Source organism: Lysobacter yananisis, from assembly GCF_031199375.1.
GTDB lineage: Bacteria > Pseudomonadota > Gammaproteobacteria > Xanthomonadales > Xanthomonadaceae > Lysobacter > Lysobacter yananisis.
Map to the genome: position 1 here is coordinate 5,983,774 of NZ_CP133568.1, position 13,073 is coordinate 5,996,846.

Genomic DNA, 13,073 nt, shown 5'->3' on the forward strand with positions numbered 1-13,073 from the left:
TGACCGGAACCTGGGCGGAAACCCGGCTCGCGGGCGCGCCGGGGCATCCCTGCCGCGACGTCGCGAACCCTAGCCCCGGCCGCCTCGCCAGGGGCTGAACGAACAGCCGCACGGGTCGCACGACTGCGGTAGACGGTACAGGGGATGGGGGCGACGGGCCGGTTTTTCAATCGCCGCGGGCGCCTGAGGACCGCGTCGGCGGCGCCCAGGACGCGGTCAATAGCGCGCACCGAACATCCCGGTCACCGCCTGCATGGCCTGGCGCCAGCGCGCCAGCAGCGCCTCGTCGGCCTGCTCGTCGAACTCGCGCACCGCCCGCAGCAGGCTGTCGATCCAGTACGGATACAGTTCCGGCCGCACCGGGGTGCGGCCGGCGCGCGCGTGCACGTCGGCCATCTGCTCGCTGGTGCGCTTCACCACCGCGCTGCCGGCGGCGTAGAAGATCGCCACGCTGATGCCGCGGCGCAGGGCCAGGCGCTGCTTCTGGAAATCGGTGCGGGCGAACATCGGCGCCACGTCGGGATGGCTGGCCATGAAGATTTCGTAGAAACGTTCGATGAAGCCCTTGCGGATGAGGCAGCGGCCGTAGCTCTGCTGCAGGTCGTAGTACTGGTCCTGGGCGGACACGATGCCCTCCTGTGGCGTGGGACTCGGACATGGGGTTGGGAACGGCGCGCAGGATGACAGCGCCCGCGCCGGCGCGGCTTGCGCCAGATCAAGCCGGCGGCGTGGCCGCGTCGTTGACCCGCGACCGCAACCTGCGCGCCCTGGAACGCCCGTCGCAGCCGCGGTCGCAACCGGCGAGACGGCGGCGGGCGTGAATGTGCGCCCGCGCCGGCCCGCGCGGCATCGCTTGACCCGGCCGCCCCCGGTCGCCATGCTCGCTGCGCCCCGCGCCCGGCCCCGCCGATGCGCCGCCGTCGCCGGCCCGGCCCGCCCGCCGGCACCGCGCCGCCCCCGGCGCCGCCCCGGACGCCACTCCTTACTACTGACGCAGGTTTCATGAGCAGTCGCTACAACGCCGCAGACATCGAAGTCCTCTCCGGCCTGGACCCGGTCAAGCGCCGGCCCGGCATGTACACCGACACCGCGCGGCCGAACCACCTGGCCCAGGAAGTCATCGACAACGCGGTCGACGAAGCCCTCGCCGGCCACGCCCGCAGCATCGAGGTCACCGTCTACGCCGACGGCAGCTGCGAGGTCGCCGACGACGGCCGCGGCATGCCGGTGGACATCCATCCGGAAGAGAAGGTGCCCGGCGTCGAGCTGATCCTGACCCGCCTGCACGCCGGCGGTAAGTTCAGCAACAAGAACTACACCTTCTCCGGCGGCCTGCACGGCGTCGGCGTCAGCGTGGTCAACGCGCTGTCCAAGCATGTGGACGTCTACATCAAGCGCGAAGGCAACGAATACCGCATGGCCTTCAAGGACGGCGAACGCGCCAGTCCGCTGGAGATCGTCGGCAGCGTCGGCAAGAAGAACACCGGCACCCGCGTGCGCTTCTGGCCCGACCCCAAGTATTTCGACAGCCCCAAGTTCAGCCTGCGCGCGCTCAAGCACGTGCTGCGGGCCAAGGCGGTGCTGTGCCCGGGCCTCAACGTCAAGCTGTTCGACGAAGCCACCGGCGAGCGGCTGGAGTGGTACTACGAGGACGGCCTGCGCGATTACCTCTCCGGCGCGCTGCGCGAAGGCCAGCCGCAGCGCGAGCTGCTGCCGCCGGACCTGTTCGTCGGCCAGCTCAAGAAGGACACCGAAGTGGTCGACTGGGCGGTGGCCTGGGCGCCGGACGGCGAGCTGACCCAGGAAAGCTACGTCAACCTGATCCCGACCGCCCAGCACGGCACCCACGTCAACGGCCTGCGCACCGGCTTCACCGACGCGCTGCGCGAGTTCTGCGACTTCCGCAACCTGCTGCCGCGCGGGGTCAAGCTGGCGCCGGAAGACGTGTGGGACCGGGTCGCGTTCGTGCTCAGCATCAAGATGACCGACCCGCAGTTCAGCGGCCAGACCAAGGAGCGCCTGTCCTCGCGCCAGGCCGCCGGCTTCGTCGAGGGCGCGGCGCACGACGCGTTCTCGCTGTGGCTGAACCAGCACACCGAACTGGGAGAGAAGATCGCCCAGTTGGCGATCGAGCGCGCCAGCGCGCGACTCAAGACCGAAAAGCAGATCGTCCGCAAGAAGATCACCCAGGGCCCGGCCCTGCCCGGCAAGCTCGCCGATTGCACCTCGCAGGACCTCTCGCGCACCGAGCTGTTCCTGGTGGAAGGCGACTCGGCCGGCGGCAGCGCGCGGCAGGCGCGCGACAAGGACTTCCAGGCGATCCTGCCGCTGCGCGGCAAGATCCTCAACACCTGGGAAGTCGCGTCCGGCAGCGTGCTGGCCTCGCAGGAAGTGCACGACCTGGCGGTGGCGATCGGCTGCGATCCGGGCAAGGAAGACATCGCCGGGCTGCGCTACGGCAAGGTCGTGATCCTCGCCGACGCCGACTCCGACGGCCTGCACATCGCCACCCTGCTCAGCGCGCTGTTCCTGCGCCACTTCCCGGCGCTGGTCGCGGCCGGCCACATCTTCGTGGCGATGCCGCCGCTGTTCCGCGTCGACGTGGGCAAGAACGTGTTCTACGCCCTCGACGAAGAGGAAAAGCGCCTGCTGCTGGAGAAGATCGAGCGCGAGAAGGGCGACCGCAAGAAAGGCCTGAGCGGCGCGGTCAACGTCACCCGCTTCAAGGGCCTGGGCGAGATGAACGCCTCGCAGCTGCGCGAGTCGACCATCCACCCCGACACCCGCCGCCTGGTCCAGCTGACCGTCGACGACAACGCCCAGACCCTGTCGCTGATGGACATGCTGCTGGCGAAGAAGCGCGCCGGCGACCGCAAGAATTGGCTGGAGACGAAGGGCGATCTGGCGACGCTGGAAGTTTGAAAGCCAGGAGTGAGCGGGGAGAAGTGAGGAGCGAGCAAGAGCGAGTCGCTGCTTTCGCTCACTCCTCACTTCTCCCCGCTCACTCCTCGCCCACCCCCCGCGGCCGTCACGCCGCGCTGCCGCCCGATGCGCCAAGGTGCGCGCATCGATAACCGGCCAGGAGATCGATATGAAAGGATGCCGCATTGCCCTGCCCGCCGCGCGCGGGCGATTGCCGATGAGCGCCGAACGCGCGGGCCGCCGCCATGGCCGTTGACCGCCGCGCCGGTTACGGCCTGTCCGCGCCCGACGACCTGATCGATCCCGAACCCTCGCGCGGCCGTTTGTTCGGCGCGCTGGCCTGGTGCGCGTTGCTGCTCGGCCCGGCCGCGGCCTGGCTGGTGGTGTTCGGCTTGACCCCCGACGGCGAATGCGGCGACTGGAGCCTGCACTGCGCCGGCAAGGCGATCATGTACAGCGCCGCGAGTTGGCTGTTCGGCAGCCTGCTCGCCATCGTCGCGCTGTTCCGCGGCGAACGCCGCGGGCTGGCGGTGCCGGCGCTGGTGTTGAACCTGATTCCGTTGCTGGGGCTGCTGGCCGCCTACCTGTTCCTGGCCGAACGCGCCTGACCTGCGCGCCAATCCTGCGCGCGCCTACTCCGCGCGCGCCGCGGCGGCCAGCGCCGCCTTCAGCGGCTTGGCGAACGCCGCCGGCCGGCAGCGGCCGAGTTTGACCTTCGGCGTGCCGTGCCAGCGCGCGCATTCGTCGATCGCCGCGGCGATGTCCGCGGCCAGGGCGTCGTCGCCCTCGACGTCCTCTTCCAGGTACAGCGCCTTGACCTCGAACACGCCGGCCGCGCGATGCGCCTTGGCGTCCAATCGCCCGACCAGCCGCCCGCGCGCCAGGATCGGCAGCACGAAATAGCCGTAACGGCGCTTGGGTTCGGGCGTGTAGCACTCCAGGGTGTAGTCGAAGCCGAAGAATTCGCGCGCGCGTTCGCGGTCCCACACCACCGGGTCGAACGGCGACAGCAGCGCGCTGCGGGTCGCGCGCAGGCGGCCGGCGGCGGCCTTGGCCAGCGCCTCGGCATGCTCGGGATGGACGTAACCCGGCGCGTCCCACCTCTTCACCGCGACCCGCAGCAACGCGCCCTGCGCGACCAGCGCGTCGAGGTCGCGGTCGCGCAGGCGCGGCTTGGTCCGGTAGTAGTCGGCGATCCAGCGCGCCTGGGCGATGCCGAGCGCGGCGACCGACTTGAGGATCGTGTCGCGCCGTACCTGCGCCGGCTCGATCACGGCGCGGTCCCAGTCCGGCACCGCGACGCCGGCCACGCGCTCGGCGAGGTCGTACACGCGCTGGAAGTTTTCGCGCCGCGCCACCATCAGTTCGCCCAGGGCGAAACCGGCTTCGAGCCAGCGCTTCTCGTCCTTCCAGCCCCACCAGCCGCCGCCCTGGCCCTTGTCCTCGCGTTCGAAGTCCGACGACTTGACCGGACCGAGCTCGCGGATGTGCGCGAGCAGGCGGTCGATCTCGCCGCCGCGGCCGGCGCGATGGCGCTGGGCGTTGCGGATCGCCCAGTGGTGTTCGCGCTGGTGCAGCGCGTTGCGATGCAAGAGGTAATCGTCCATCGGCGCGAAGCAGGCTTCGTGCGCCCACACCTCGAAGATCGCCCGCTGCGCCAGCAACTCTTCCAGCCAGCGCGGCTCGTACGCGCCCAGGCGCGAGAACAGCACCAGGTACGGACTGCGCGCGACCACGTGGATGGTGTCGATCTGCAGCAGCTGCATGCGCGCGATCGCCGCCAGCGCGTCGGCCTTGCGCGCGCGCCGGCGCGGACGCGCGAGCAGGCCCTGGGCGTGCAGGTGCAGCGCGCGCGCCTGGGCCGGCGCCAGCGGCGCCGGCGCGGGTGGGTCCGCGAGAGCCTCGCCGCCGCGCGCCGAACTCATCCGCGCTGCGAATCCAGCGCCGCCTGCAGCAAAGCGCGCAACAACGGTTGCAGCTTCGCCGCCTTGGCGTCGTCGTAGGCGAAGGAATCCTCGTCCATGTAGTTGCGCTGGCTCAGCTCCAACTGCACCGCTTCGACTTCGATGGACGGATCGCCGTAGTGGCGGGTGATGTAGCCGCCCTTGAAGCGGCCGTTGGCGACCCAGTCGTACTCGCCCTGCCCCGCCAACACCGCTTCCAGGCGCGCCTGGGTGGCGGGCTGGCAGCTGTGGCCGGCGGCGGTGCCGAGGTTGAGGTCGGGCAGGCGGCCGTCGAACAGGAACGGCACTTCGCCGCGGATCGAATGGCCTTCCCACAGCAGCGCGCGACCGTGCTCGCCGCGGATGCGGTCGAGCTCGGCGACCAAGGTCTCGTGGTACGGCCGCCAGTACAGCTCCACGCGCTGCGCCACTTCCGCTTCGTCCGGCGCCTGGCCGTCGAGGTAGACCGCCTCGCCGCTGAACTGCACCGCCGGACACAGGCCGGTGGTGTTCTGGCCCGGGTACAGCGAGGTGTCGTCGGGCGGGCGGTTGAGGTCGACCACATAGCGCGAATAGCGCGGCACCAGGATCGAGGCGCCGAGCTCGCGGGCGAAATCGTACAGGCGCGAGACGTGCCAGTCGGTGTCCGGCGCATGCCGCGCGGACTCGACCATGCGCGCGGAGAATTCGTCGGGAATCATCGAGCCGTCGTGCGGCAGGCTGATCAGCAGCGGCGCGTGGCCGCGGTGCAGCTGGAACACGGGCCAGGCGGGGGCGGGAATGTTCATGGTTCGGCGGCGTCCTCGCCGGTCGGCAGGTGCCGGCGGAAGAACGCCATGGTACTGCGATGCGCGCGCAGCCAGCTGGCGTGACGGGCGAAAACGTGGTCTTCGTCGGGCAGGGCCAGGGTTTCCACGGCCACGCCGCGGGCGCGTAGCTCGGCGGCGAGCGCGAGGCTGTGGACGTAGCGCACCGCGCGGTCGTCGTCGCCATGGATCAGCAGCAGCGGCGAACGCCAGCGCGGCGCGTCGAAGGCCGGCGAGGAACGCCAGGCCAGCTCCAGCTCATCGGGCCGCAGGCCCCACAGCGCGCTGTTGTCGCCGCCCTTGGCCGCCTCGCGCCAGTCGTGCACGCCGTGGCGGCCGACGCCGGCGGCGAACTTGGCGGAATCGCGCGCCAGCGCCAGCGCGGTCAGGAAGCCGCCGAACGAACCGCCGTGGATGCCGATGCGGCGCGGATCGACATCCGCGCGCGCGGCCAGCCAGGCCTGCGCGGCCAGCACATCGCGATACTCCGAAGCGCCGCGCGGGCCCTGCCGCGCCGCCAGCCGGAACGCCTGGCCGTAGCCCGTGCCGGAACGGAAGTTCAGCGCCAGCACCACGTAGCCCTGGCTCGCCAGCCATTGGTTCATCGCGTAGTCGTGGGCGAAGTAACTGTCGTAGTGCCAGCCCGGCAGCGTCTGCCAGATCGGCCCGCCGTGGACGTAGACGATGGCGGCGCGACGCGCGCGCGCCGGACCCGGCGGCTCGAACACGAACGCGCGCGTGCGCAGGCCGTCGGCGGCGGTGAGTTCGATCGCGCGCGGCGCGCGCAGCCGCGCCAGCGGGAAGCGTTCGGGCAGCCGCGCCGGGAAGATCCGCCGCGGCGCGCCGCCGGCGCGCGGCAACACCGCGATCGCGGTCGGCAGCTGCGCATCGGCATGGCGCAGGGCCAGCCATTGTCCTCCGGCGACCGCGACCGGTTCGCTGGCGATCCCGCGCGTCGGCGTCAGTTGCCGCTGGCGGCCGCCGGCGTCGACGGCGAACAGTTGCCGATGATCGGGCTGCGCGCAGTTGCCGCTGAACACCAGGGCGCCGTCGGCCGCCAAGGCCACGGTCTCGGTTTCGCAGCGGCCGCGGCTCAGCGCGCGCGGCGCGCCGCCTTCGGGCGACAGCGCGTACCAGCGCCGCCAGCCGTCGTGTTCGGAAGCGAACAGCAGCCGCCCGTCGCCGGCCCACAGCAAGGTGGCCGCATCGTTGTACTGCTCGTAGCCGCCGGCGCGCGCATCGCTGGCGAAGACCCGGCGCGCGCGGCCGTCGGCGACATCGGCGGTCCATATTTCGAACGGCGTCGCCCGGCTCAGGTCGTAAGGCGCCTGCGGACGGCCGGCGGCGATGCGCAGGAACGCGATGCGGCGGCCGTCGGGCGAGAACGCCGGCTCGCTGTCGCGGTTGAAGTCCGGGCCCATCCAACGCACCGCGCGCGCGTGCAGATCCAGCGCGCCGACGAAGGCGCGGTCGCCGCGGTCGCTGACGAAGGCCAGCGTGCGGCCATCGGGCGAGAACGCGGCGGCGCGGTTGCGGCCGCGCAGGTTCAGCAGCGCGGGCCTGCACCACCACGGCGGCGCGACGCCCGGCAAGCCGTGGCAGGCGAGCGCGCGCGACTGTTGCACCACCACCGCGTCGCCGCGCGGCGACAACAACGCCGCGCCGCCCGCGGCGACGCGCCGCGGCGCGTCGCCGCCATCGGTGGCCACCGCCCAGACCGCTTGCTCGCGGCCGTCCGGATCGCCGTCGGGATTGCCCTGCTGCCCGGACGGATCGGCCTTGTTGCCGCGCACGTAGACCAGCCAACGGCCGTCGCGGCTGAGCTGCAGTCCGCTCAGCAGTTGCCCGTCGTCGCGGTCGTAGGCGCTCAGGCGCCGCGGTTCGAAGCGCGGCGCGCGCGCCGCCCACAGATTGCGCACCCCGCGCTCGTTGCCGACCCAGGCGATCAGCGGCGCGTCGGCGGCGGCGACCAGTTGTTCGGGCTGCGGCGGCGCGAGCAGGTCGTCGATGTCGAAGGCGGGCGCCGCCAAGGCCGTGGCCAGCGACGACGCCAGCGCGGCGGCGACGATGCGCGCCATGCGGGCGCGTTCGCGGATTCCTTTCATGCCGCCTCCTGGGTCGCGCGCCCGCGCGAGCGTTCAGTCCTCGGGCTTGAGCTGCCGCCGGAAGAACGCCTCGGTGGTGCGATGCACCTGCAGCCAGGTCGCGTGGCGCAGGAACAGATGGTCTTCGTCGGGAATCACCAGCGTCTGCACCGGCAGCTTGCGTTCGCGCAGGCGCTCGACCAGGTCGATGCCCTGGGAGAACTTGACCGCGCGGTCGTCGTCGCCGTGCACGATCAGCACCGGCGAGCGCCAGCCGTCGATGCGCGAGACCGGCGAGGACTGGAACGCCAGTTCGAGTTCGTCCGGCTTGAGCCCCCACAGGCCGCTGTTGTCGCCGCCCTTGGCGCTCTCGCGCCAGTCGTGCACGCCGTGGCGGTCGACGCCGGCGGCGAACAGGTCGGAGTTGCGCGCCAGCGCGGTGGCGGTGAGGAAGCCGCCGTAGGAGCCGCCGTAGATGCCGATGCGGCGCGCGTCGACGTCGCCGCGCGCGGCCAACCAGGCCTGCGCGGCCAGCACGTCCTGGTACTCGGACGCGCCGCGCGGCCCCTGCTTGTCGGCGAGGCGGAACTTCTGTCCGTAGCCGGTGCCGTCGCGGTAGTTCAGCGCCAGCACCACGTAACCGCGGCTGGCCAGCCACTGGTTGCTGGCGTAGTCGCTGTAGTAATAGCCGCTGTAGTGCCAGCCCGGCAGCATCTGCCGGATCGGCCCGCCGTGCACGTAGACCAGCGCCGGGCGCTGGCCCTTGAACGACGCCGGCGGCTCGAACACGGTCGCATGCGAGACGATGCCGTCGCCGGCGGTGAGCGTGATGGTCTTGGGCCGCACCAACTGCGCCAGCGGGAACCGCCCGGGCAGCTGTGCCGGGAAGATCCGCCGCGGTTCGCCGCCCGCGCGCGGCATCACCGCGATCGCGGTCGGCCGCAGCGCGTCGGCGTGGCGCAGCGCGATCCACTGGCCGCCGGCCAGCGGCAGCGGCTCGACGGCGATCTGCTCCTTCGCCGTCAGCAGTGTCTGCGCCTTGCCTTGCGCATCGACGCTGAACACCTGGCGATGGTCGATCTGCGCGCAGTTGCCGCTGAACACGAACGCGCCGTCCTCGGCCAGCGCGACCGTCTCGGCCTCGCACTCGCCGCGGCTCAACGGTCGCGGCGCGCCGCCCTCGGGCGACAGCGCGTACCAGTGCAGCCAGCCGCTTTGCTCGGAGGCGAAGATCAGGCGGCCGTCGCGGCTCCACATCAGCGGGTCGGCGCCGTTGAACTGGGCGTAGCCGCCGGCGCTGTCGCTGGAGCGGAAGACTTTCTTCGCAAGCCCGGTATCGACGTCGGCCACCCAGATTTCGAAAGGATTGGCTTTGGTCAGGTCGAACGATTCGCCCGCGCGGTTGGCGTCGGTGCGCAGGAACGCGAGCCGGCGCCCGTCCGGCGAGAACGCCGGGCTGGCGTCGTTGTTGAAGTCCGCGCCGAGCCAGCGCACCGCGCGCCGCTCCAGTTCGAGCAGGCCGATGAAGGCGTGGTCGCCGCGGTTGCTGACGAAGGCCAGCGACTTGCCGTCGGGCGAGAACTCGGCCGCGCTGTTGGCGCCGCGGGTCTTGAGCAAGGCCTCCTTGCACCATGCCGGCGCGGCGGCGCCCGGCAATGCGTAGCAGCCCAGGCCGCGGCCCTGCACCAGCACGGCGTCGCCGCCCGGCGCGAACATCGCCGCGCGCCCGGCGGCGATGCGCTGCGGCTTGCCGCTGCCGTCGCTGGCGACCACCCACACCGCCTGCTCGCGGCCGTCGGGATTCCAGTCGGGATTGCTGTTGTTGCCGGCCGCATCGGCGCTGCCGCCGCGCACGTAGGCCAGCCAGCGGCCGTCGCGGCTGAGCTGCAGGCCGGTCAGCAGCTGGCCGTCGTCCTCGTCGTAGCCGCTGAGCTTGCGCGGCGCGAAGTCCGGCGCGCGCGCGGTCCACAGGTTGCGCACGCCGCGCTCGTTGGCGACCCAGGCGATGGTCGGCGCCTTCGCCGCGGCGACGAGTTGCTCGGGCTGCGGCGCGCTGAGCAGGTCGTCGATGTCGAAGCGCGGCTGCGCGGCCGCCGCGGCCGCCGCGCCCGCCGGCGTCATCGCCCCCGCCGTCATCGCCGCGACCGCCAGCGCGCGCATCGCAACGCGCCGCATTCCCTTCGCTCCGCCCTCGCCCATGTGCCCGCCCCGTCTTGTGTTGGTTGTCGGCCGACCGGGCACGAGGCGCGCGGACTTCAGCGCATCAGCACCACTTCCTCGGCGCTGGTCGGATGCAGGGCGACCGTGTCGCGCAGGTCGTCCAGGGTGATGCCGCGCTTGAGCGCCACCGCGAAGCCCTGCAGCATCTCGTCGGCGGCTTCGCCGAGCAGGTGGATGCCGACCACGCGGCGCTCCTGGCCGACGCAGACCAGCTTGAACAGGCTGCGCTGCGGCGACTCGGCCAGGGCGTACAGCATCGGCCGAAAGCCGGCGCGATAGATGTGCAGATTGTCACCCCATCGCGCCCGCGCCTCGTCCTCGGTCAGCCCGACCTTGCCGATCGGCGGATGGGCGAACACCACGGTGGGGATGTCGTTGCGGTCCAGCTTGGCGCTGCCGCCGCCGTAGAGCCGGTCCATCAGCCGGCGCGCGGCGGCGATCGCGACCGGGGTCAGCGGCGGATCGGGGGTGACGTCGCCGACCGCGTCGATGCCGGCGACACTGGTGGCGTTGAGTTCGTCGATGCGGACGAAGCCGTTCGCGTCCAGCTCCACGCCGGCGTTTTCCAGGCCCAGGCCGGCGGTGTTGGGCTTGCGCCCGGTCGCGAACAGCACCTTGTCGAACGCCTCGCTCAGCGCGCCGTCGACGCCGCGCACCCGCACCCGCGCGCCGTCGGCTTCCAGCGCGGCCACGGCGTGGCCGAAATGCAGGCGCACGCCGCTCTGGCAATAGTCGTCGGCCAGCTGCGCGGTGAGCTCGTGGTCGAAGCCTTCCAGCAAGCGCTGGCCGCGCGCGAACAGCTCGACCTGGCTGCCGAGCGCCTGCAGCACGCCGGCCAGTTCGACCGCGATGTAGCCGGCGCCGACGATGGCCACGCGCTTGGGCGCGGCGGTCCACTGGAAGAAGTCGTCGGAGGTGCCGCCCAGTTCCGCGCCGGGGATCGCCGGCTTGACCGCGTGCCCGCCGGTGGCGATGAGGATGCGCGCGGCGCCCATGCGCGCGCCGTTCTCGCATTCGACCGTGCGCGCATCGAGCAGGCGCGCGCGCATCGGCGCGACCACGATGCCGGCCTTGTCCAGGCGCTTGCGGTAGCTGTCGTGGATGCCGGCGATGTAGCGCTGGCGGTGGACGATGAAGGTCGGCCAGTCCAGCTCGCACGGCTGCTGCGGCGGCGCGTCGACGGCGAAGCCCAGCGACTGGGCCATGCGCAGCTTGGCGCCGATGTCGGCCGCCAGCCACATCGCCTTCTTCGGCACGCAGCCGACGTTGACGCAGGTGCCGCCGAGCAGGCTCGGCTCCAGCAGCGCCACCCGCGCGCCGTGCTCGGCCGCGCGGAACGCGCCGGCCAGGCCGCCGGAGCCGCCGCCGACGACGATCAGATCGAACTGTGCTTGCTCGGATTCGCTCACGCAAAACGCTCCGGTCGGTAAGGATGCGGGTCGATCGCGGGCGCGCGCCCGCCGATCAGGTCGGCCAGCAGTTGGCCGGTGCCGGCGCTCATGCTCACGCCCATCATGCCGTGGCCGTTGGCGATCCACAGGCGCTGGCGGCCCGGCACGCGGCCGATCAGCGGCACGTCGTCGATGCTCATCGGCCGCCAGCCGTACCAGCGCTCGCGCTCGACCGGGCCCAGCGGCTGGTGCAGGAACTGCGCCGCGCCGCGCTCCAGCGCCGCCAGCCGGCGCGGGTTGAGGCTTTCGTCGTAACCCGAGAATTCCATGGTGCTGCCGAGCCGGTAGCCGCTGTCCCACATGGTCACGCAGACCTTGGGTTCCTTCAGCACCACCGGCCGCCGCGGCAGCAGTTCGGGCCGGTCGTAGGTGATCGAATAGCCCTTGCCGGGCTGGATCGCGGCCTTCAGCGCCGGCAGGCCGATCGCCTCGGCCAGCTTGGGCGACCACGCGCCCAGCGCCACCACCGCTTCGCGCGCCAGCAGCACGCCGTGGCTGGTGTCGAGCGCGACGCCGTCGGCGTCTTCGCGCAGGTCTTTCAGCGCGCAGTACTCCTGCAGCTCGCCGCCGCGCTCGCGCACCGCGCGCGCCAGCTCGGCGACGTAGCTGTCCGGACGCAGCACCGCGTCGTGGGCGAAGCGGATCGCGCCGACCACGCCGGGCTTGAACGCCGGGTCCTGGGCCTCGTAGGCGCCGCCGTCGATCAGTTCCACGCCGACGCCGAATTCGCGCAGCAGATCGAGTTCGTGCTGGCCGTGGGCGTAGCCGGCCTCGGAACGGAATACGTAATCGACGCCGGAGCCGTCGAATTCGCACACCAACCCATACCGCGCCACCCATTCCTGCAGGCGCTCGCGCGAATCGTTGAGCAGCGCCGCCTTCGCTTCGGCGCTGGCGCGCCAGTCGCGCGCGTTGCAGCGCGCGGCGAAACGCAGCAGCCAGCCCCACAGCTGCGGGTCGAGCTTCGGATGCAGGTACAGCGGCGCGTCCGGAGTCAGCACCCATTTGATCGCCTGCGCGATCACGCCGGGCGCGGCCAGCGGGGTGGCGTGGCTCGGGGTGATGGTGCCGCAGTTGCCGTGCGAGCTGCCGCCGCCGATGCGGCCGGCGTCGATCACCCGCACCCGCCGCCCGTCCTCGAGCAGGATCAACGCGCAGGCCAGGCCGATCACGCCGGCGCCGACGATCACCACGTCCTCGCGCCGCGCCCCGACGGGGTCGGCCGATTCCACATCCACCTGCGCTGCGCCCATGGTGCTCCGTCGCTTGGTTCGAACCGCTCCGCGCGTTCAGCGCGGCGCCGCCGACATAGTAACGAGCGCGTGGCGATGCAGATGCGATGCGGATCGGATACAGGGTTTCGGTGATGCGTTTCGCCGCGTGCGGCGGGGCCCCGGCTTTGCGCCGGTTGGCGGTCGGCCATGGCGAATCCGGCGCCGCAACGGACGCGCCTGTCCGTACCCGCCGCTGCCGTCGGCGCGCCCTGGACGCTGGCGACGGTAGGCCCGCAGCCGCTGTTGTCTCGCGCGCTTGCTTGCCCCCAAGGCCAACGCGGGCTCAGGAGCTGTCGTTAATTTTTTGTTATCTAGATCATGCTTTTCCGCTCTAAGCCTCGACCAAGGCCTGCATCGCCAGGATCCGCCACGG

The 13,073-nt window shown here is 71.9% G+C and carries 9 protein-coding genes; 2 read left to right on the top strand and 7 right to left on the bottom strand.

What is annotated here, in order from left to right; genetic code table 11:
• Positions 1-216 precede the first annotated feature (216 nt).
• The gene (locus RDV84_RS24800) at positions 217-627 is read right to left on the bottom strand and encodes a globin family protein (protein ID WP_057946806.1); all 411 of its coding nucleotides are present in this window, start codon (positions 625-627) and stop codon (positions 217-219) included.
• Positions 628-1,002: 375 nt separating this feature from the next.
• On the opposite strand from RDV84_RS24800, the gene parE reads away from it, so the two are divergent.
• Both parE and RDV84_RS24810 read left to right on the top strand, forming a co-directional pair.
• Positions 1,003-2,922, top strand: a complete 1,920-nt coding sequence (gene parE, locus RDV84_RS24805) for a DNA topoisomerase IV subunit B (protein WP_309151967.1) — start codon at positions 1,003-1,005, stop codon at positions 2,920-2,922.
• A 245-nt stretch (positions 2,923-3,167) separates the two neighbouring features.
• Positions 3,168-3,530, top strand: a complete 363-nt coding sequence (locus RDV84_RS24810; protein WP_309151968.1) for a hypothetical protein — start codon at positions 3,168-3,170, stop codon at positions 3,528-3,530.
• A 24-nt stretch (positions 3,531-3,554) separates the two neighbouring features.
• Here RDV84_RS24810 and RDV84_RS24815 read toward each other — a convergent pair whose 3' ends face one another.
• The 6 genes from RDV84_RS24815 to RDV84_RS24840 all read right to left on the bottom strand — a co-directional run bounded on the left by RDV84_RS24815 (position 3,555) and on the right by RDV84_RS24840 (position 12,679).
• Positions 3,555-4,847 carry a winged helix-turn-helix domain-containing protein gene (locus RDV84_RS24815; protein ID WP_309151969.1) on the bottom strand — a complete coding sequence of 431 codons (1,293 nt, stop codon included), beginning with the start codon at positions 4,845-4,847 and terminating at the stop codon, positions 3,555-3,557.
• Positions 4,844-5,653 carry an N-formylglutamate deformylase gene (gene hutG, locus RDV84_RS24820; RefSeq protein ID WP_078998982.1) on the bottom strand — a complete coding sequence of 270 codons (810 nt, stop codon included), beginning with the start codon at positions 5,651-5,653 and terminating at the stop codon, positions 4,844-4,846. Before hutG ends, RDV84_RS24815 begins: the two co-directional genes overlap by 4 nt.
• The gene (locus RDV84_RS24825) at positions 5,650-7,776 is read right to left on the bottom strand and encodes a prolyl oligopeptidase family serine peptidase (RefSeq protein WP_309151970.1); all 2,127 of its coding nucleotides are present in this window, start codon (positions 7,774-7,776) and stop codon (positions 5,650-5,652) included. Before RDV84_RS24825 ends, hutG begins: the two co-directional genes overlap by 4 nt.
• 33 nt (positions 7,777-7,809) lie before the next feature.
• On the bottom strand, positions 7,810-9,876 hold the full coding sequence (locus RDV84_RS24830; RefSeq protein WP_309151971.1) for a prolyl oligopeptidase family serine peptidase: 2,067 nt from the start codon (positions 9,874-9,876) through the stop codon (positions 7,810-7,812).
• A 134-nt stretch (positions 9,877-10,010) separates the two neighbouring features.
• Positions 10,011-11,384 (bottom strand): glutathione-disulfide reductase, encoded by a 1,374-nt coding sequence (gorA, locus tag RDV84_RS24835; RefSeq protein WP_309151972.1) that lies wholly within the window; start codon positions 11,382-11,384, stop codon positions 10,011-10,013.
• The gene (locus tag RDV84_RS24840) at positions 11,381-12,679 is read right to left on the bottom strand and encodes an NAD(P)/FAD-dependent oxidoreductase (RefSeq protein WP_250444091.1); all 1,299 of its coding nucleotides are present in this window, start codon (positions 12,677-12,679) and stop codon (positions 11,381-11,383) included. Before RDV84_RS24840 ends, gorA begins: the two co-directional genes overlap by 4 nt.
• Positions 12,680-13,073: the final 394 nt, after the last annotated feature.